The organism is Streptomyces sp. NK08204 (assembly GCF_020400585.1).
Taxonomy (GTDB): Bacteria; Actinomycetota; Actinomycetes; order Streptomycetales; family Streptomycetaceae; genus Streptomyces.
Window position 1 is genome coordinate 371,925 of the sequence record NZ_JAINVF010000003.1, and the last position, 19,432, is coordinate 391,356.

A 19,432-nucleotide genomic window follows, 5' to 3' on the forward strand; every position below is an offset into this window, starting at 1 on the left:
GGGTCACCGCTGGGAAGCGCAGCTAGGTAGGCTCTTGTCAGCAGACCCCTGCCTGAACGAGGAGCCTCAGTGACTGCCCCCGAGTCGCCCCAGCCCGTAGACGTGCCCGATGACGACAAGTCGCACGTGCCGCCGCTGACGACCCGCGTCGTCATCGCCGAGGACGAGGCCCTGATCCGGCTCGACCTGAAAGAGATGCTGGAGGAGGAGGGGTACACCGTCGTCGGCGAGGCCGGGGACGGCGAGCAGGCCGTCGAGCTGGCCCGCGAGCACAGGCCCGACCTGGTCATCCTCGATGTGAAGATGCCCAAGCTGGACGGCATCTCCGCGGCCGAGAAGATCGCCGAGGAGTCCATCGCCCCGGTCCTGATGCTGACCGCCTTCTCGCAGCGCGACCTCGTGGAGCGCGCCCGTGACGCCGGCGCGATGGCGTACCTGGTCAAGCCGTTCAGCAAGAGCGACGTCGTCCCGGCGATCGAGATGGCCGTCTCCCGGTTCGCCGAGCTGAAGCAGCTGGAGCAGGAGGTCGCCGACCTCAGCCAGCGGCTGGAGACCCGCAAGCTGGTCGACCGCGCCAAGTCCGTCCTCCAGACCGAGTACGGGCTGACCGAACCGGCCGCCTTCCGCTGGATCCAGAAGACCTCCATGGACCGCCGCATGTCGATGCAGCAGGTCGCCGAGGCGGTCATCGCGGACAGCGAGGAGAAGAAGGCGGCCAAGAAGAGCTGAGCCCGCCCCACGGCCGTACCGCCGAGCGGACATGAAGAGGCCCGCGCCCCGGAGAAGAGGGCGCGGGCCTCGGCCGTACGGCGATCAGTCCTCGCCGAGGTACGCCTTGCGCACGGACTCGTCGTGCAACAGGTCCTGGCCGGTGCCGGAGAGCACGATGGAGCCGACCTCCATGACGTGCCCCTGGTCGGCGAGCGAGAGCGCGGCCTGGGCGTTCTGCTCGACCAGCAGGATCGTGGTGCCCTGGGCCTTCAGCTCGGCGATCGTCGCCATGATCTTCTGCATCATGATCGGCGACAGGCCCATGGACGGCTCGTCCAGCATCAGCAGCTTCGGCTGGGACATCAGCGCCCTGCCCATCGCGAGCATCTGCTGCTCACCGCCGGAGAGGGTGCCCGCGGCCTGCTTCCTGCGCTCCCCGAGGATCGGGAAGAGGTCGTAGGCGCGCTGGATGTCCTTCTCGATGCCCTGCTTGTCGCTGCGCAGGAACGCACCGAGGCGCAGGTTGTCCTCGATGGTCATGCGCGGGAAGATGTGCCGCCCCTCGGGGGAGTGGGCGAGTCCCAGCGAGACGACCTGATGGGCCGGGACCTTCTTCAGCGACTTGCCGTTGAACCGGATCTGCCCGCCGACCGGCTTGAGCAGTCCGGACAGCGTGCGCAGGGTCGTGGTCTTGCCGGCGCCGTTGGTGCCGATCAGGGTGACCACCTGGCCGGCCTCGACCTTGAAGGAGATGCCCTTGACGGCCTCGATCTTGCCGTAGGCGACCCTCAGGTCCTCTACTTCGAGCAGTGCGGTCATCGGTCGTTCTCCTCGCCGGGCGCGGCATCCGTGGTGGTCTCTGCCTCCGCTTCGGCCTCCGCTTCGGCTTCAGCTTCCGCCTCGGCGTGGGCCTCGGCGGCCTCGACCTCGGCGACCTCCTCGGCGCCGGGGGCGTTCTCGAAGGGCTCGCCGAGGTAGGCGGCGACGACCCGCTCGTCGCCCTGCACGGTCGCGCTGTCGCCCTCGACGAGCTTCTGGCCCTGCACGAGCACGGCGACGCGGTCGCACAGATTGAAGATGAACCGCATGTCGTGCTCGATGACGAGGATGGCGATGCCCTTGTCCCGGATGGCGAAGACCAGTTCCTCGGTGGTCCGGGTCTCCTGCGGGTTCATGCCGGCGGTCGGCTCGTCCAGCAGCAGCAGCCCGGGCTCGCTGGCGAGGGCGCGCGCGATCTCCAGCTTGCGCTGCTCACCGTAGGGCAGGTTGCGGGCCAGGTGCTCGGCCTTGTGCTCCAGGCCGACGAACTCCAGGAGTTCCATGGCCCGTTCGCGCGAGGCCTTCTCGGCGCGGTGGAATCCGGGACCGCGCAGCACGGCCGACCAGAAGCCCTCCTTGGTCCGGGTGTGGCGGCCGACGAGCACGTTCTCCAGGACCGTCATGTTGGCGAACAGACGGATGTTCTGGAAGGTGCGGGCGATGCCTGCCTCGGTGACCTTGAAGGACTTGGGCGGCAGGACGTTGCCCTTGTAGCGGACCTCGCCCTCGGTGGGGACGTACAGGCCGGTGAGGCAGTTGAAGAAGGTGGTCTTACCGGCGCCGTTGGGACCGATGAGGCCGACGATCTCGCCGGCGTTGACGGTGAGGTCGACGCCGCGGACGGCGGTGAGACCGCCGAAGCGCATCGTCACGCCGCGGGCGTCGAGGACGGTCTCGCCGGGCGCGGCTGCGTCGGGGGCGGTGTCCTTCGTGGTGGTGTCGGTGGTCATCTTGGTCAGGCCCCTGCCTTGGTGAGGACGGCGGGCGCTTCCGCGTCTTCGTGGAACTCGAGCTGGCGGCGCCGGTTGGGGATGAGGCCCTCGGGACGGAAACGCATCAGCAGGATGAGTGCGACACCGAAGGCGAAGAGCTGGTAGTCGCCGAGGAACTGGAGCTTGTTGGGGATCAGGTACAGCAGGGCCGCGCCGATGAGCGGTCCGCTGATGGTGCCCATGCCGCCGAGGACGACCGCGGCCAGCAGGAAGGCGGAGTTGGGCGGGATGGCGCCGGCGAACTGGTACTGCTCCGGTGTCACGGTGTAGGTGACGTGGGCCTGCACGGTGCCGGCGAGACCGGCGAGGGAGGCGCCGACGGCGAAGGCGACGAGCTTGACCCGGAAGCCGTTGATGCCCATCGCGAGCGCGGCGGTCTCGTCCTCGCGGATGGCCACCCAGGCGCGGCCGATGCGGGAGTCGCCGCTGCGCCGGAAGACGACCACGACGACGGCCGTGATGAGCAGCATCAGCAGGAAGTAGTTGGCGAACCGGCCGATGGTGAAACCGGCGATGTCGTGCTGGACGCCGAAGTCGAATCCGCCGATGTCGAGGTTCGGGATGGACGAGACGCCGTTGGATCCGTTGGTGACATCGGGGCCGGAGGTGCCGTCGAGGTTGTTGACGGTGATCCGGAAGATCTCACCGAAGCCGAGCGTGACGATGGCGAGGTAGTCGCCGCGCAGGCGCAGCGTCGGGGCGCCGATGAGGACGCCGAAGACGAGCGAGGCGGCGGCGCCGACCAGGGCGGCGGCCCAGAACGGGAAGTGCACGTCGAACGGCGAGCTGGGGGAGCCCGAGACCAGACCTGCGGCGTAGGCGCCGACGCCGAGGAAGGCGACGTAGCCGAGGTCGAGCAGGCCCGCGCGGCCGACGACGATGTTCAGGCCGAGCGCGACCGTGGCGAAGATCAGGATGTAGACCCCGAGCGTCGCGTACTGGTCGGAGGTCTGCGTGAAGGGGAACAGTGCCGCGGCGATGAACGCGCCGAAGATGGTGATGGTCTGGTGCCGGGACGTGATCTCCGAGGCTTGGGCGACCAGACCGGCCTTGTTCAGGGCGGCGAAGCTGAAGCCCGCAGTGATCAGGAAGCCGATGAACAGTTCGTCGTACTCGGTGCCGATGCCGTAGGTGAAGACGGTCAGGCCGAGCGCGAGGATCGCGACGATGACCAGGATCTCGGCGTACGCGGGCAGTTTGGGCACGGGCCGCGGGGAACCGGCGCTGAAGGCTGCCTTGACCGTCTCCCACTGCTGGGCGCGGGCGTGCTTGAACTGCTCCCAGCCGGTGTCCTCGGGGTCGATCGGATCCGGCTCGGGTCGCTGGAAGGGCAGGGCCAGGGCACCGACGAAGGCGGCGAGGCTGCCCACGGCGACGACGAAGCCGCCGGGTTCGAGGTTGACGAGCCCGCCGAGCTTGTCGCTGATCGCGATGATCGTGTACCAGCTGGTGGCGAAGGTGGCGAGCGCGGCGAACTTGATGGCCACGTCCGCGCCGGCCGGCACGAGCCAGCGCAGGCCCCGGATGTCGTACGAGGCAAGGCACAGCAGTGTGGTCAGGATGCCGCCGATGAGCACCAGAACCTGCAGGCCGCCCGGGTAGCCGTAGACGGTGAGGTCGCCGGGGAAGTCGGCGGTCCAGGTCCAGGCGAGGAACGTGGAGATGATCGTCAGCACGCCGCCGCCGGTGGCGAGTGCGCGTCCGGCCTTTTCCGGCAGGGCGATCAGGCCGGAGGGTGTGCCCGCGGCGGGGGTGCTCGGGGTGTCGGATGCGGTGGTCTGTGTGGTCATCGGTCTCACGCCCTGTCCGCGACGCGCTCGCCGAGCAGACCCTGTGGCCTGAACAGCAGTACGAGGATGAGGAGTACGAAGGCCCAGACGTCGGCCCAGGACTGGCTGCCGAACTTGTCCATGCCCGGGATGTCGGCGATGTAGGCGGTCGCGAGGGTCTCCGCGACACCGAGGACGACGCCGCCGATCATGGCTCCGTAGATGTTGCCGATGCCGCCGAGGACGGCCGCCGTGAACGCCTTCAGACCGAGGATGAAGCCCATACGGAAGTTGATCTCGCCGTACTTCAGGCCGTAGGCCACGGCTCCGACCGCGGCGAACGCGGCGCCGAGGGCGAACGCGATCACGATGATGCGGTCGGTGTTGACGCCCATCAGCTTGGCGGTGTCCGGGTCCTGGGCGGTTGCCTGCATGCCGCGCCCGGTGCGGGTCTTCGTCACGAAGTAGGCGAGGATCGCCATGCTGATCGGGGCCGCGGCCACGAGGAAGATGTCACCGGTCTGGATGGTGACGTTGCCGATCTCGAAGGGACCGCCGTCGATCTGCGGGAAGGTGCGCGCGGACTTCGCCTGCGGGTACCAGGCCCACACGGCCTGCTGCAGGGCGAGGGAGAGGCCGATGGCGGTGATGAGGGGCGCGAGACGTGGGGCGGTGCGCAGGGGGCGGTAGGCGAATCGTTCCGCTCCGACGGCGATGGCCACCGCGACGATGATGGCCCCGATGATCATCAGGGGCAGCGCGATCCACATCGTCGTGCCGCCGGGAAGCCAGAGCCAGACCGTGAGAGCGCCGAAGGCTCCCGTCATGAATATCTCGCCGTGGGCGAAGTTGATGAGCTGGACGATGCCATAGACCATCGTGTAGCCGATGGCGACCAGCCCGTACATGGATCCCAGTAGCAGGCCGTTGACCAGCTGCTGCGGCAGTTCGTTCACCGCATGTCCTCCGAGACGTTCGGAATGTTCGACGAAGTGTGGCCGGATGCGAGTCCGCGCGGGGCGCCAGTGGTGCAGCGCCCCGCGCGGCTCGGCTGGTGCGGGGGAGGGGTCAGCTGCCGTTGTAGGTGCCGGACTCCACGGCCTTCCAGGCACCGGAGGTCACGGAGTAGACGGTGAGCTGCTTGTTGGTCGCGTCACCGTACTCGTCGAAGGAGACCTTGCCGGTCACACCGTCGAAGGAGACGTTCTGGACGGCGGCGGTGACCTTGGCGCGGGCGTCGGACGGCAGCTTGCCGCCGTTGTCGTCCACGACCTTCTTCACGGCCTCGATGATCGCCCAGGCGGAGTCGTAGGAGTAACCGCCGTAGGCCGCGTAGGCCTCCTTGTAGCCCGCCGCCTTGTAGTTGGCGACGAAGTCCTTGGCGGAGGGCAGCGTCTCGACCGGCGCGCCGACCGAGGTGGCCAGGTCACCGGTGCCGGAGGACCCGGCCAGCTTGATGAAGTCGTCGGCGTAGATGCCGTCACCGCCGACCAGCGGGACCTTGGCGCCGGCGGCCTTGATCTGCTTGCTCAGCGGGCCGGCCTGCGGGTACTCGCCGCCGTAGTAGACGACCTGGGCGCCGGAGCTCTTCACCTTGGTCGCGACCGCGGAGAAGTCCTTGGTGTCCGGGTTGATGTGCTCGGTGCCGACCACCTTGCCGCCGAGCTTGGTGAACTCGCTGGTGAAGGTCGCGGCGAGGCCGGCGCCGTAGGTCTTCTTGTCGTCGATGACGAAGACCTTCGTCTTCTTGGCCTTGTTGTACACGTACTGCGCGGCGAACGGGCCCTGGATGGCGTCCGTGGTCGCGGTGCGGAAGTACGACTTGTACATGCGCGCCTTCGACTTCTGCCAGTTGTCACCCTGGGTCAGCGCCGGGTTGGTGTTGGCCGGGGAGACCTCGACCAGCTTGGCGTCGTCGAAGACCTTCTGCATCGACTGGGCCACGGAGGAGTTCAGCGGGCCGACGACGCCGAGGACGTTGGACTCGCCGACGAACTTGGTGGCGTTCTGCTGGCCGGAGGAGGGCTGCGCCTGGTCGTCGAGGCCCTCGACCTTGAAGGTGACACCCTTGACGTAGTTCTTCTTGTTGGCCTGCTTGGCCGCGAGGTCCACCGAGTTCCGGATGCCCAGGCCGAGCGCGGACAGGTCGCCGGTCAGTGGGGCGTCGACACCGATGACGACGGTGGTGCCGCCGTTGCCGGAGTCGGAACCCTTGTCGCCGCTGTCGCGCGAGCCGCAGGCGGTGAGGGTGAGTGCTCCCGCCGCCAGCGCGGCGGTGATGGCGATGAGCGAACGTTGACGCACGATCAGTCCTTTCCCCTGGACGGCCGTCTCCCTGTGGAAACGGTCGAGCCGCGCGCCTGGTCGAAGTGACAATCTGACGGCGCGGTGACTGGCCGTGACTCTAGGCGCGTGCAGGGAATGTGGAGGAGGGTCTGAGGCATGCTGTGACTCTCTTGTTATGACACGGGGTAATGCACAGCGGTACGCCGAGGGGAGAAGGGAGGAATTCCGGCCGATTCGCCCCGTCCGCATCGTGAGAACCCGCAGGACTCACCCAGGTCCGTTCAGGCGTCTCGAGGGTTTTGGTGATGACGCGCTGATGTTGCTGCAGGAGACTTTCAGGGCCCGTGAGAGGTGCTGCGCGTAGCGCGAACCAGGTATGAAACTGTGAATCTGTATTGCGCGCGCATTACGCAGAGTTACTTCCAGGAAAGGGAGTCCGGCGTCCTTCGGTACTTTTCCGCATTCCGTCACGTGCATGGTTATCGTGATCTTGCGGGCCGAATCCACCTGCGTTTCGAAGGGCGTGCGCGGGTCCGTGGTCAACGACAGACCCGCGTACGGCTGGGTCACCCGGGTCACGGTGACCGGTGGTCCCGACTCCACGGTCAGCAGCAGCGTGAAACTGAAGCTGCGGGGCGGGGCGCCCGCCGGAGTGGCCGCGCCGTGCAGATACGTCACCTCCACCACCTGGGCCGGGTACGGCGGCTCCGGCGGAGGCGGCTGCTGGGGGCGGGTCGCGTAGAGGGTGCCGCCGCCCGCGAGCAGGACGGCTCCGGCGGCCACGGCCACGGTGGCGCGGCGGTGGCGGGCGTACAGCGCCCGGAGGACGCCAGGCGTGCGGCCGGCGGTACGGGCGGCGGCGCCGGCGGCTGAGGCGCGGCCCTGCGCCCACCCGGCCTCCCGCTCATGGGTGCCCTCGCCGGGCTCCAGGGGTCCGATGCCGCTCACCGCCACGGACCTCCGCTCGGGGCACCGTGCCGGTAGCGCTCGGCGCAGGCCCGGCGGGCCCGACGGTCGATCAACTTGTCGGCTGCCGCCGCACCTTGACGGCGCTTCACGGCGCGTGCGGCGTCCACGACGTCCCGCAGGATCTCGTACTGGCCGTTGGACAGCCCCATCGACTGGTAATCGCCGTAGGTGCCGCTGTCGAGCACCGCGCGCGACCAGTGCGCGACGATCCTGGCGCACAGCTCGGTGTCGTGGGCCGCCGACGCCGACGACGCCGAGACGGCCGAGGTGGCCGAGGTGGCCGGGACGGAACCGCGGGCGGGGTGCCCGGAGCCCTTGCCGCAGCCGGCCGCCGACACCGACAGGAGCGCCGGCAGCGCCAGTCCGAGCACCAGTGACCTCACCCCCCGCAGGGAGCCTCCTCGCCGTCCCATGAGCCGAAGCTAAGGGGGCGAGCGGCCGGGGGCAACGGCCTGGCCGGACCCGCTCGCCTTCCGGCGGGGGCCACTTGCCTCCCGGCGGCGGTCTGCTCAGCTTCCGGTGGCGGTCTGCGCCTGAGCCTCCTCGCCCGCCGGGATGTCCCGCAGCAGGCAGGTCAGCCGGGCGCTGCACACCCGGCGGCCCTGCTCGTCGCTGATCACGATCTCGTACGTCGCCGTCGAGCGGCCCCGGTGCACGGGCGTGGCGACGCCGGTCACCATGCCCGAGCGGACCCCGCGGTGGTGCGTGCAGTTCAGGTCCACACCGACCGCGAGCTTCGAGCTGCCGCCGTGCAGCATGGAGCCGATCGAGCCCAGGGTCTCCGCCAGGACCGCGGAGGCGCCGCCGTGCAGCAGGCCGTACGGCTGGGTGTTGCCCTCCACCGGCATCGTCCCGACGACCCGCTCGGGTGAGGCCTCCAGGATCTGCACGCCCATGCGCGTGCCCAGGTGCCCGGCCGAGAACAGGGCCGGCAGGTCGACGCCGAGCGAGGCGTACTCCTCGACGATCTCCGGCGGGAACTTCACACGCTGCTGCTCACCCATGGGCCCGGCTCCGTTCATGGTGCTCCTGTCTGGCGGCTGAGCAAACGCTCAGTCGGTCGCCGATTGTTCCAGACGCACCACGACGGACTTGCTGGCCGGGGTATTGCTCGTCTCCGCGGTGGCGTCCAGCGGCACCAGCACGTTGGTCTCCGGGTAGTACGCCGCCGCGCACCCCCGTGCCGTCGGATAGTGCACCACCCGGAAACCGGGCGCCCGCCGCTCCACACCGTCCTGCCACTCGCTCACCAGGTCGACGTACGACCCGTCCGCCACCTTCAGCTCCCGCGCGTCCTCGGGGTTCACCAGGACGACCCGGCGGCCGTTCTTGATGCCCCGGTAACGGTCGTCCAGTCCGTAGATGGTGGTGTTGTACTGGTCGTGCGAGCGCAGGGTCTGCAGCAGCAGCCGCCCCTCGGGCAGCTCGGGACACTCCACCGGCGCGGCCGTGAAGTTCGCCTTGCCGGTGGCTGTCGGGAAACGCCGCTCGTCGCGCGGGGCATGCGGCAGCGCGAAGCCGCCCGGACGGGCCACGCGCGCGTTGAAGTCCTCGAAACCGGGGATCACCCGCGCGATGCGGTCACGGATCGTCGCGTAGTCCCTCTCGAACTCCTCCCACGGCACCACGCTGTCCTCGCCCAGCACCCGGCGCGCCAGCCGGCACACGATCGCCGGCTCCGACAGCAGATGCACGCTCGCGGGCCGCAGACGGCCCCGGGAGGCGTGCACCATGCCCATGGAGTCCTCGACGGTCACGAACTGCTCGCCGCTGCCCTGCACATCCCGCTCGGTCCGCCCGAGCGTCGGCAGGATCAGCGCCCGCGCACCCGTCACGACGTGCGAACGGTTGAGCTTGGTCGACACGTGCACGGTCAGCCGGGCCCGCCGCATGGCCGCCTCGGTCACCTCGGTGTCCGGGGATGCGGAGACGAAGTTCCCGCCCATCGCGAAGAACACCTTCGCCTCTCCGTCGCGCAACGCGCGGATGGCCCGGACGACGTCGAGGCCGTGCTCTCGCGGCGGCGCGAACCCGAACTCCTTCTCCAGCGCGTCCAGGAAGGCCGGCGCGGGACGCTCGAAGATGCCCATCGTCCGGTCGCCCTGCACGTTCGAGTGACCGCGCACCGGGCACACGCCCGCGCCCGGACGGCCGATGTTGCCGCGCAGCAGCAGGAAGTTGACCACCTCGCGGATGGTCGCGACGGAGTGCTTGTGCTGGGTGAGGCCCATCGCCCAGCAGACGATGGTGCGCCGGGAGGCGAGCACCATCCGCAGGGCTTCCTCGATCTCCGCGCGCGAGAGACCGGTGGCCGCCAGGGTCCCGTCCCAGTCGGCGGCCCGGGCCGCCTTCGCGAACTCCTCGTAACCGTGGGTGTGTTCGCGTACGAACTCCTCGTCGACCGCGCCCTCGGTCTCGAGGATCAGCTTGTTCAGCAGCCGGAAGAGCGCCTGGTCGCCGCCGATACGGATCTGCAGGAACAGATCCGTGAGCGCGGTGCCCTTGAGGATGCCCCTCGCGGTCTGCGGGTCCTTGAACCGCTCCAGGCCCGCCTCGGGCAGCGGATTGACGCTGATGATCCGCGCGCCGTTCGTCTTGGCCTTCTCCAGCGCGCTGAGCATGCGCGGATGGTTGGTCCCCGGGTTCTGACCCGCGACGATGATCAGGTCGGCCTGGTACAGGTCCTCCAGCAGGACACTGCCCTTGCCGATGCCGATGGTCTCGGACAGTGCGGAACCCGAGGACTCGTGGCACATGTTCGAGCAGTCCGGCAGGTTGTTCGTGCCCAGCTCGCGCGCGAACAGCTGGTACAGGAACGCCGCCTCGTTGCTGGTACGGCCCGAGGTGTAGAAGACGGCCTCGTCAGGGGAGCCGAGGGCGGCGATCTCCTCGGCGATGATGTCGAAGGCCCGCTCCCAGGTCACCGGCTCGTAGTGCGCGCCCCCTTCGGGGAGGTACACGGGGTGGGTCAGCCGCCCCTGCTGCCCCAGCCAGTAGCCGCTGCGCCCCGCGAGGTCGGCGACGGAGTGCGCGGCGAAGAACTCCGGGGTCACCCGGCGCAGCGTGGCCTCTTCGGCCACCGCCTTCGCGCCGTTCTCGCAGAACTCCGCCGTGTGCCGGCGCTCCGGCTCCGGCCAGGCACAGCCCGGGCAGTCGAAGCCGCTCTTCTGGTTCACGCTCAGCAGCGTCAGTGTGGCGCGCTTCACACCCATCTGCTGCTGGGCGATGCGCAGCGTGTGCCCGATGGCAGGCAGCCCCGCCGCCTTGTGCTTGGGCTCCGCGACCTGCGGCGCGTCCTGAACCGGATCACCCTTCGGTGGCTTCGTCGCCATCGCACGGTCCCCTTCGACTGCATGTGAGAAGTACGACGTCGATCCTCCCACGCACCACCGACAACGGCGCCGGGCGGGCGCAGGGGAACCGGGAACCGGCCGTCTGCTCCCCCCGTCCGCCGCTGTCCCGGCTTGTCAGTGGGGCGTGGCAGGATCGGGGGCGTGGCAGAGACAGCATCGAACACGACCGACAAGAACCCCGGCGGCACCCGTCCCCGGCTGATGCTCATGGACGGGCACTCGCTGGCCTACCGCGCGTTCTTCGCGCTGCCCGCGGAGAACTTCACGACCGCGACGGGCCAGCCGACGAACGCGATCTACGGTTTCGCTTCGATGCTGGCCAACACGCTGCGTGACGAGGCACCCACCCACTTCGCGGTGGCCTTCGACGTCTCCCGCAAGACCTGGCGCTCCGAGCAGTTCACCGAGTACAAGGCGAACCGCTCGAAGACCCCGGACGAGTTCAAGGGCCAGGTCGAGCTGATCGGCGAGCTGCTCGACGCGATGCACGCGCCGCGCTTCGCCGTCGAGGGCTTCGAGGCCGACGACGTCATCGCCACCCTCGCCACCCAGGCCGAGGCCGCGGGCTTCGAGGTGCTGATCGTCACCGGCGACCGCGACTCCTTCCAACTGGTCACCGAGAACACGACCGTGCTCTACCCGACGAAGGGCGTCTCGGAGCTGACCCGGTTCACCCCGGAGAAGGTTCTCGAGAAGTACGGACTGACGCCCGTGCAGTACCCGGACTTCGCGGCCCTGCGCGGCGACCCGTCCGACAACCTCCCCGGCATCCCCGGCGTCGGCCCGAAGACCGCCGCCAAGTGGATCAACGAGTTCGGTTCGTTCGCGCAGCTGGTCGAGCGCGTGGACGAGGTCAAGGGCAAGGCGGGGCAGAACCTGCGCGACCACCTGGAGTCGGTCAAGCTCAACCGCCGTCTCACCGAGCTGGACCGCCAGGTGGACCTGCCCAGGACCGTCGCCGACCTGCAGCGGGCCCCGTACGACCGCAAGAGCGTCGCGATGGTCCTGGACACCCTGGAGATCCGCAACCCCTCTCTGCGCGAGCGTCTCTTCGCGGTGGACCCGGGCGCCGAGGAGGCCGACTCCACCCCGGTCACGGCTCAGGGCGTGGAACTGGACGGCAAGATCCTCGGCGTCGGCGAGCTGGCCCCCTGGCTCGCCGAGCACGGCACGCAGACCCTGGGCGTCGCCACCGTCGACACCTGGGCACTCGGCACCGGCTCGGTCGCCGAGGTCGCCCTCGCCGCGGCCGGGGGAGCGGCTGCCTGGTTCGACCCGTCCGAGCTGGACGAGGCCGACGAGAAGGCGTTCGCCGCCTGGCTGGCCGACGCCGGCCGCCCCAAGGTGTTCCACAACGCCAAGGGCGCCATGCGCGTCCTCGCCGAGCACGGCTGGTCCGTCGAGGGCGTCATCATGGACACCGCGCTCGCCGCCTACCTGGTCAAGCCGGGCCGCCGCTCCTTCGACCTGGACGCGCTGTCCATGGAGTACCTGCACCGCGAACTGGCCCCGGCCGCCGTCGCCGACGGCCAGCTGGCCTTCGGCGCGGACGAGGGCGCGGAGGCCGAGGCGCTGATGACGAAGGCCCGCGCCGTCCTCGACCTGGGTGCGGCCTTCGAGGGCCGCCTGGAGGAAGTGGGCGCCGCCGACCTCCTGCGCGACATGGAGCTGCCCACCTCCGCACTGCTCGCCCGCATGGAGCGCCACGGCATCGCGGCCGACCGCGCACACCTCGAAGCCATGGAGCAGATGTTCGCGGGTGCCGTGCAGCAGGCCGTGAAGGAGGCGCATGCGGCGGCCGGCCACGAGTTCAACCTGGGCTCGCCCAAGCAGCTCCAGGAGGTCCTCTTCGGCGAGCTGGCCCTGCCCAGGACCAAGAAGACCAAGACCGGCTACACCACCGACGCCGACGCCCTCACCTGGCTCGCCACCCAGACCGACAACGAACTGCCGGTGATCATGCTCCGGCACCGCGAGCAGGCCAAGCTGCGGGTCACGGTCGAGGGCCTGATCAAGACCGTCGCCACCGACGGCCGCATCCACACCACGTTCAACCAGACGGTCGCCGCCACCGGCCGCCTCTCCTCCACCGACCCGAACCTGCAGAACATCCCGGTCCGCACCGACGAGGGCCGGGCCATCCGCCGCGGTTTCGTGGTCGGTGAGGGCTTCGAGTCCCTGATGACCGCCGACTACAGCCAGATCGAGCTGCGCGTGATGGCCCACCTGTCCGAGGACGAGGGCCTGATCGAGGCGTTCACCTCCGGCGAGGACCTGCACACCACGGTCGCCTCCCAGGTCTTCTCCGTGGCGCGCGACGCGGTGGACGCGGAGATGCGCCGCAAGATCAAGGCGATGTCGTACGGCCTCGCCTACGGCCTCTCCGCCTTCGGCCTCTCCCAGCAGCTGAACATCGAGGCCGCCGAGGCCCGCGCCCTGATGGACACCTACTTCGAGCGGTTCGGCGGCGTACGGGACTACCTTCGCCGGGCGGTCGACGAAGCACGGGCGACGGGCTACACGGCGACCCTCTTCGGGCGCCGCCGCTACCTCCCCGACCTCAACAGCGACAACCGCCAGCGCCGCGAGGCGGCCGAGCGCATGGCCCTGAACGCCCCGATCCAGGGCACCGCGGCCGACATCGTCAAGATCGCCATGCTCAACGTCGACCGGGCGCTGCGCGAGGCGGACCTCACGTCCCGCATGCTGCTCCAGGTCCATGACGAAATCGTCCTGGAGATCGCCCCCGGCGAACGCGAGAGCGCGGAGCGGATCGTCCGCCGTGAGATGGCGGGCGCCGTGCAGCTGAGGGCCCCGCTGGACGTCTCGGTGGGTGTGGGCCCGGACTGGGAGTCGGCGGCGCACTAGCCTGCCCCGCCTGGACGGGAGGGGCGCTGCCGTACAAGAGCAGGGCAGCGCCCCTTTGCCTCCCCCTGCCGGCCGTTGCTGGGACACCGGCGTCGAGGAGCCGGCCTCACCGGCCCGGCGCACCCCCATGGCGGCCCTGCCCGCCGGGCCCGTCACTCACGTGGCCCCCGCCAAAACGCCCCGGGGGCCTCCCAGCCGCCAAGATGCGGGCATGGGTATACGCATGCTCCACCGCCGGTCGCCCGAGGCGGGCACCCCGGACCGGGCGGACACCGCCTCGGCTCCGGTACCGCCTCACACGCCGGTCCCGGCCCTCGCGGCCGACGCAAGCACCGCCCGCATTCCCGCCGACCTGGCCGCGACCGTACGCAGAGCCGCCTCGGACCTCGGACACCGGCTCGCCGGCCGGGCCGTCCGAGCGGGCGACGCCCCCGACTGGCGCCAGTGGGCCGACCTCGCCCGCTCCTACCTCGCCCTCGCGCTCACCCTCGTCCCGAGGACGCGCACCCGGCCCAAGCTCACCGTCTTCGTGGCACCCCTCACCGAGCGACCGCCCGGCCGCGGCCCGCACCGACCGGAACCGGGACCGGCCGCCACGCCCTGACCCTCGAGACACACCCGAGCCGCGCCGCCGCCGTCGGCACCCTTATGACCACCCCCGCCCGGTGTGCCCTGGGTCCTGCCATGGCGTCGTGGACAGACGTCAGTCGGCCAACCGGTGAAAACCGGGCACGAACGGGTCCCGGCCCACGGCAAGTTGTCGTAGGGTCACCTGGGTTGCCGTACAGGGAGGGCAACCACTGCACCGGGTCAACCGTCAGACCAGAACGAGGCAGACGGACGGACACTGACGGACACGGACGCCACGGCGTCCACGGGAGGGGTTCACTCTATGGCGGCGCATTTCGGCAGGCGGCTGCGCAAGGGGGCGGCGACCACCGCCGTGGCCGCGGCGGCGGTCGCGGCTCTGTCCGCGTCCCAGGCTCCGGGAGTGATCAGTGAGAACCACGGCGGACAGGCCGCGGCCGGCGCCAGCACGCCGGTACCGGAACCGGACACCGGCTCCGGCTTCGGCTCCCACGCCGATACCAACGCCACCGGCGACTCGCCGTACTACACGGACCTGCCGCCGCTGAACAGCCCCGAACCGAGCCCCTCGCCGACGATCGGCACCCCCGTCTCCCGGGGCGACGCCGAGGCCGGCATCCCCGCGACCGTCCTCGACGCCTACAAGCGGGCCGAGGCCGAGCTGCGCGCCTCCAAGCCTGGCTGCAACCTTCCCTGGCAACTGCTCGCCGCCATCGGCAAGGTGGAGTCGGGCCAGGCCCGCGGCGGCCGTGTCGACGCCGAAGGCACCACCCTGGGCCGGATCCTGGGCCCGCAGCTCGACGGCAACGGCTTCGCCCTCATCAAGGACACCGACCACGGCGCGTACGACGGCAACAGCACCTACGACCAGGCCGTCGGCCCGATGCAGTTCATCCCGTCCACCTGGGCCTGGGCCGGCCGGGACGGCAACGACGACGGCAAGAAGGACCCCAACAACGTCTACGACGCCGCCCTTGCCGCCGGTCACTACCTGTGCCGCAACGGCTGGGACATGTCCACCACGGACGGCCTGCACAGCGCGATCCTCAGCTACAACGGCTCCCAGGACTACCTCAACCTCGTCCTGAGCTGGCTGGAGTACTACCGCAAGGGCACCCACTCCGTCCCCGACGGCACCGGCCCCGTGCCCTCCCACCGCAGCGACGGGCACAAGGGCGGCCACCACGGCGCCTCGTCGTCCCCCAAGCCGCACCACCCGAAGCCGCAGAAGAAGAAGCCGGAGCAGAAGAAGCCGACCCCGCCCTCGCACAAGCCCGGCGGCGGCACCGGGACCCCCGACCCGACCCCGCCGAAGCCTCCGGTCCCGCCGCAGCAGCCCACCCCCACCGAGACCGTGGACCACCTCGTGGACGCGGGCACCGGGAAACTCACCGCAATGGCCGGCGACGCGTTCGACCACCGGATCAGCACCCGCGCCGAGACCAAGGCAGGGATGGCCGTCGGCAAGGTCAGGATCCGGTTCACCATCACCGGTGACACCGACGCCACCTTCGACGGCGGCGAGACCGTGGCCACGATCGTCACCGACGCGCAGGGCGTGGCGGTCGCACCGGTGCTCCAGGCGGGCGGGAACACCGGCGACTTCACCGTCACCACGGCCGTCGTCGGCCACCAGGCCAAGGGCGTCGACTACACCGCCACCGTCACCGAGCGCGCCGCGGACACCCTCACCCGCACCAGTGACACCCCGCTGACCTGCACCCCCGGCGGCGAGTTCGCCGACCAGGTCCAGGTGAAGGCGACGTACAAGGACGCGGTCGCGGACGACGTCGCGGCCACGGCCACGCTGATCAAGTCGGCCGACGACGCCACCGAGAACGACAAGGGCCCCTACTTCAAGGACGCCGACGGCAAGGCCGTGCGCACGCTCACCGGCCTCCGGACGGACGCCAAGGGCCTGCTGACACTGCCGAAGCTGTACGCGGACGACGTTACCGGCACCTTCCTGCTCCGTATCACCACCCCCGGCGGCGCCACCCTCACCGTCGAACTGACGGTCGCGGCGGCCGACACCTCGCCGAGCCCGTCGCCGAGCCCGTCCACGACGTCCTGACCGGACGGCCACAAGGGACAGCACAGCAGGGCGCCCCCTCCGCTCCGGCGGGGAGGGCGCCCTCACCCGTTCGTGCAACGTGTTCTCGTCCCACCCGCCCGTCGCCGCGTCGCCTCACCTGAGTCGCCATCAGGAACCGTCCCCGTCCGGAGGGAGGGGCCGCAAGGCGTCGCGCGGCCGGCCTGGTCCTGGTCGCCTGCGCCGTGTGCTGCGCGGCGCTGTCCCCCAAGTGGCCCTTCCCGACCCAGAAACGCGCCACGAGCAGTGACCGGGGCACCCGTCTTCGGCGAGGAGACCCACAAGGAGGAGTTGCGCGGCGGCACGCTGCTCGGAGGCCGACCGTAGGCAGGCAGCCCCGCGCGGCGGACCCGGCCCCCGCACGGGCGGCGCAACCGGAGCCGGTCAGCGCCTGAGCCGCGCGTTGGTGTGCCGGGTGGGCTCGGCGCCGGCCGGGTCCTCGGGCCACGGATGCTTCGGATAACGCCCGCGCAGCTCCGCGCGTACGCCCTTGTAGCCGTCCTTCCAGAAGGAGGCGAGGTCGGCCGTCACGGCGGCCGGCCGCCCGGCGGGGGAGAGCAGATGCACCAGCAGCGGCATCCCGGCCACGCTCGGCGTGTCCTGCAGGCCGAACATCTCCTGCAGCTTGACGGCGAGGACCGGCCGCTCCGGGTCCTGGTAGTCGATCCGGATCCTGGACCCGCTCGGCACGGCGATCCGCTCGGGTGCCAGCTCGTCCAGCCGGGCGGCCTCCCCGCTCGCCCAGGGCAGCAGCCGCGCGAGCGCCTGCCCGGCATCGATCCGCGCCAGATCAGCCCGCCGCCGGGCCCGGCTCAGCTCCGGCTCCAGCCACTCCTCCACGCGCGCGTGCAGGGCACGGTCCGACACGTCCGGCCACGGCTCCCCGATGTGCGCGCGCAGGAACGCCAGCCGCTGCCGCAGCACGTGCGACTCCGGCGACCAGCGCAGCAGCCCGAGCCCTTCGACGCGGAGCCCTTCGAGCAGCGCGTCGCGCACGAGACGGGGGTCGGCGTCCTTCAGAGGCCGTACGCCCAGCTCCACGGCCCCGAGCCGTTCGACACGCCGGGCGACGACATCCCCGTCGGCCCAGTGCACCTCCTCCCGCTCCTCCAGGAGCGCCCCGGCGGCGGCCCGTGCCACGTCCTCCGGCACCGCGGCCCCGAGCCGCACCCGCGCGTGCCCCTTCCCCGAGGGCCGGTCGGCCACGGCGACGACGATCCAGGGCGCCCCCCGCAACGCCGACCCCTCCGCCGGCTCGGCCCGGGTACCGGACGCCATGAGGTACGACCCCCCGTCCAGCTTGCCGACCCGTTCGGGAAACGCGAGCGCCGCAACGACCCCGACGAGCTCCTCCTCCCCGGCAACCGCAGCCGCCGAAGGAGCACCCCCACCCGCACCCCCGGCCACGGAAGCCGCAGCGGCCTGGGCATTTGCCGGAGCCTGGCGGTCGTGGGCGCGCGGGTGGGCGAACTCCGCGGAGAGGGCCCGCAGGCGCCGGACCTCCGCCGCCCACCGCCCCGCATAGGCGTCACCCCCGCGCCGCGCACGCCGCAACGCACCGGCGAGGTCGTCCCCGTAGTCCCGCGGCACCTCCTCGGACAGCAGGGCGACGACCGGGGCACCCTCGCCGCAGGTGTCCAGCAGCGCCCGCCCCAGCCGGGGGTGCACCCCCAGCCGGGCCAGCCGTACACCCAGCTCCGTGGCCCGGCCGGCCCAGTCCACCCCGCCCACGGCCGCCAGAACGTCCCGCGCCGCCGCCATCGCCCCGCCCGGCGGCGGATCCAGCAACGCCAGCCCGGAGGCGTCCGGATCGCCCCAGCAGGCCGCCTGGAGCGCGAACGCGGTCAGGTCGGCCACCTTGATCTCTGGTGCCGGAAAAGCCGGCAGACGGATGTCCTCGGCCTCCGCCCAGCACCGGTACACCGCGCCCGGCGCCTGCCGCCCGGCCCGGCCCGCCCGTTGCCGCCCGGCCGCCCGCGACGCCCGTACCGTCGTCAGCCCGCTCAACCCGCGCGCATGGTCGACCCGCGGTTCCCGCGCGAGCCCCGAGTCCACGACCACCCGCACTCCGGGCACCGTCAGCGACGACTCCGCCACGGACGTGGCCAGCACCACCCGCCGCCGATCCCCGCCCGCCAGCACCGCGTCCTGGACGGCGGCCGGCGCCCGTCCGTGCACCTGGAGCACCTCGACATCGCCGAGCCCCGCGAGCTGCCCGGCCACGCGGGCGATCTCACCGACACCCGGCAGGAAGCACAGCACGTCCCCGTCCCGCTCGGCCAGCGCCCGCCGCACCACCGACGCCACGTGCGCCAGCAGCGCCGGATCCACACGCATCCCCTGCGGCGGTCGTACCGGACGGGCCGGAGGCGCCCACACCACCTCCACGGGATGGGTCACGCCCGCGGCCTCGACCACACGGGCCCCGCCGAGCAGCCGCGCCCAGCCCTCCGCGTCGGTGGTGGCCGACGCGGCCACCAGCCGCAGCTCCGGCCGCAGCGTCTGCCGCACGTCCCACAGGAACGCGGCCACCGTGTCGGCGTCCAGATGCCTCTCGTGGCACTCGTCGAGCACCACCACGTCCACGCCCGACAGCTCCTGGTCGCGCTGCAGCCGCTGGAGCAGCACGCCCGTCGTCACGACCTCCACGCGCGTGTGCCGCCCCACGACCCGCTCACCGCGCACCGTGTAGCCGACGCTGTCGCCCGCCCGCTCGCCCAGCAGCCACGCCATCCGCCGGGCCGCCGCACGCGCCGCGATCCGCCGCGGCTCGGCGACCACGACCCGCCGCGCGGGACCGTCCCCGACCAGCCCGGCCAGCACCAGCGGCACCAGCGTCGTCTTGCCGGTGCCGGGCGGTGCCACGAGCACGGCGGTGCCGTCCGCCTCCAGCGCCTCGGCGAGAGCGGGCAGGGCGGTACGCACGGGCAGCGCGTCCAGGGCGTCGTAACGGATCACGCCCCCAGTGTCGTACGACGGCGAGGG

The 19,432-nt window shown here is 71.2% G+C and carries 14 protein-coding genes; 4 read left to right on the forward strand and 10 right to left on the reverse strand.

The window, feature by feature from the left end; all coding sequences use genetic code 11:
* The first annotated feature begins 69 nt into the window (after positions 1–69).
* A complete protein-coding gene (locus K7G59_RS07460) occupies positions 70–729 on the forward strand; it encodes an ANTAR domain-containing response regulator (RefSeq protein ID WP_225831354.1) in 660 nt (219 codons plus the stop codon).
* A gap of 84 nt (positions 730–813) precedes the next feature.
* Here K7G59_RS07460 and K7G59_RS07465 read toward each other — a convergent pair whose 3' ends face one another.
* The 9 genes from K7G59_RS07465 to K7G59_RS07505 form a co-directional block, all read right to left on the reverse strand.
* Positions 814–1,530, reverse strand: a complete 717-nt coding sequence (locus K7G59_RS07465; protein WP_225831357.1) for an ABC transporter ATP-binding protein — start codon at positions 1,528–1,530, stop codon at positions 814–816.
* Positions 1,527–2,480, reverse strand: a complete 954-nt coding sequence (locus K7G59_RS07470) for an ABC transporter ATP-binding protein (protein ID WP_225831359.1) — start codon at positions 2,478–2,480, stop codon at positions 1,527–1,529. Before K7G59_RS07470 ends, K7G59_RS07465 begins: the two co-directional genes overlap by 4 nt.
* Before the next feature lie 5 nt (positions 2,481–2,485).
* Positions 2,486–4,312, reverse strand: a complete 1,827-nt coding sequence (locus K7G59_RS07475) for a branched-chain amino acid ABC transporter permease (RefSeq protein ID WP_225831361.1) — start codon at positions 4,310–4,312, stop codon at positions 2,486–2,488.
* 5 nt (positions 4,313–4,317) lie between these two features.
* Positions 4,318–5,247 (reverse strand): branched-chain amino acid ABC transporter permease, encoded by a 930-nt coding sequence (locus tag K7G59_RS07480; protein WP_225831364.1) that lies wholly within the window; start codon positions 5,245–5,247, stop codon positions 4,318–4,320.
* Between the two features lie 112 nt (positions 5,248–5,359).
* Positions 5,360–6,595: a branched-chain amino acid ABC transporter substrate-binding protein gene (locus K7G59_RS07485; protein ID WP_225831367.1), complete on the reverse strand. Its 1,236-nt coding sequence runs from the start codon at positions 6,593–6,595 to the stop codon at positions 5,360–5,362.
* 249 nt (positions 6,596–6,844) lie between these two features.
* Positions 6,845–7,525, reverse strand: a complete 681-nt coding sequence (locus K7G59_RS07490) for a Tat pathway signal sequence domain protein (protein ID WP_225831369.1) — start codon at positions 7,523–7,525, stop codon at positions 6,845–6,847.
* Positions 7,522–7,959, reverse strand: coding sequence for a hypothetical protein (locus tag K7G59_RS07495; protein ID WP_225831371.1), 438 nt, complete (start codon positions 7,957–7,959; stop codon positions 7,522–7,524). The genes K7G59_RS07490 and K7G59_RS07495 overlap by 4 nt, the downstream gene beginning before the upstream one ends.
* Before the next feature lie 96 nt (positions 7,960–8,055).
* On the reverse strand, positions 8,056–8,550 hold the full coding sequence (locus K7G59_RS07500) for a hotdog fold thioesterase (RefSeq protein WP_225831373.1): 495 nt from the start codon (positions 8,548–8,550) through the stop codon (positions 8,056–8,058).
* Between the two features lie 48 nt (positions 8,551–8,598).
* Positions 8,599–10,878: an FdhF/YdeP family oxidoreductase gene (locus K7G59_RS07505; RefSeq protein WP_225831375.1), complete on the reverse strand. Its 2,280-nt coding sequence runs from the start codon at positions 10,876–10,878 to the stop codon at positions 8,599–8,601.
* Positions 10,879–11,040: 162 nt separating this feature from the next.
* On the opposite strand from K7G59_RS07505, the gene polA reads away from it, so the two are divergent.
* From polA to K7G59_RS07520, 3 genes are all read left to right on the forward strand, one after another.
* Positions 11,041–13,767 carry a DNA polymerase I gene (polA, locus tag K7G59_RS07510; protein ID WP_225831378.1) on the forward strand — a complete coding sequence of 909 codons (2,727 nt, stop codon included), beginning with the start codon at positions 11,041–11,043 and terminating at the stop codon, positions 13,765–13,767.
* Positions 13,768–13,978: 211 nt separating this feature from the next.
* Positions 13,979–14,371, forward strand: a complete 393-nt coding sequence (locus K7G59_RS07515; protein WP_225831380.1) for a hypothetical protein — start codon at positions 13,979–13,981, stop codon at positions 14,369–14,371.
* Positions 14,372–14,659: 288 nt separating this feature from the next.
* Positions 14,660–16,429, forward strand: coding sequence for a lytic transglycosylase domain-containing protein (locus K7G59_RS07520; RefSeq protein ID WP_225831382.1), 1,770 nt, complete (start codon positions 14,660–14,662; stop codon positions 16,427–16,429).
* A gap of 402 nt (positions 16,430–16,831) precedes the next feature.
* Here K7G59_RS07520 and hrpB read toward each other — a convergent pair whose 3' ends face one another.
* On the reverse strand, positions 16,832–19,405 hold the full coding sequence (hrpB, locus tag K7G59_RS07525; protein ID WP_225831383.1) for an ATP-dependent helicase HrpB: 2,574 nt from the start codon (positions 19,403–19,405) through the stop codon (positions 16,832–16,834).
* Positions 19,406–19,432 lie beyond the last annotated feature (27 nt).

Excerpts from the sequence above, each read along its gene's own strand:
- K7G59_RS07465 (WP_225831357.1), bottom strand. The coding sequence starts at position 1,530 with ATGACCGCACTGCTCGAAGTAGAGGACCTGAGGGTCGCCTACGGCAAG.
- K7G59_RS07470 (WP_225831359.1), bottom strand. The coding sequence starts at position 2,480 with ATGACCACCGACACCACCACGAAGGACACCGCCCCCGACGCAGCCGCG.
- K7G59_RS07475 (WP_225831361.1), bottom strand. The coding sequence starts at position 4,312 with ATGACCACACAGACCACCGCATCCGACACCCCGAGCACCCCCGCCGCG.
- K7G59_RS07495 (WP_225831371.1), bottom strand. The coding sequence starts at position 7,959 with ATGGGACGGCGAGGAGGCTCCCTGCGGGGGGTGAGGTCACTGGTGCTC.
- K7G59_RS07500 (WP_225831373.1), bottom strand. The coding sequence starts at position 8,550 with ATGGGTGAGCAGCAGCGTGTGAAGTTCCCGCCGGAGATCGTCGAGGAG.
- K7G59_RS07505 (WP_225831375.1), bottom strand. The coding sequence starts at position 10,878 with ATGGCGACGAAGCCACCGAAGGGTGATCCGGTTCAGGACGCGCCGCAG.
- K7G59_RS07515 (WP_225831380.1), top strand. The coding sequence starts at position 13,979 with ATGGGTATACGCATGCTCCACCGCCGGTCGCCCGAGGCGGGCACCCCG.
- K7G59_RS07520 (WP_225831382.1), top strand. The coding sequence starts at position 14,660 with ATGGCGGCGCATTTCGGCAGGCGGCTGCGCAAGGGGGCGGCGACCACC.